Source organism: Alkalihalophilus lindianensis (genome assembly GCF_032843265.1).
Taxonomy (GTDB): Bacteria; Bacillota; Bacilli; order Bacillales; family Bacillaceae_D; genus Alkalihalophilus; species Alkalihalophilus lindianensis.
In genome coordinates, this window is the sequence record NZ_JAWJBA010000307.1 from 1 (window position 1) to 273 (window position 273).

Below are 273 nucleotides of genomic sequence, written 5' to 3' on the forward strand. Positions count from 1 at the left end.
TTCAAAGGCAGGTTTGTGTCACCCTCTCGCAGAACCGTACGTGATGCTTTCACATCATACGGCTCCCCGTTTTACCTGGATCTAGAATGCCAAATCGTTATTCTTAGACACTGATGCGTTCGTTTTCTTGCGTTGGTCTAGATTACCCGAATGCAGCTTTCTATGGCAGTTATTTCGAGACCCATCTGCACATAGCACCAGTGTTTTACGGTTTCTGTAAATGTGCATTAACTCCCAGAACTTTTTATTCTTTTTGTTCTTAATGTCTTTTAA

At 41.8% G+C, this 273-nt stretch carries 1 protein-coding gene; it reads right to left on the reverse strand.

The window, feature by feature from the left end; all coding sequences use genetic code 11:
* Window positions 1–81 precede the first annotated feature (81 nt).
* Window positions 82–264 carry an HNH endonuclease gene (locus tag RYX56_RS25880; protein WP_369293561.1) on the reverse strand — a complete coding sequence of 61 codons (183 nt, stop codon included), beginning with the start codon at window positions 262–264 and terminating at the stop codon, window positions 82–84.
* Between the last annotated feature and the right edge of the window lie 9 nt (window positions 265–273).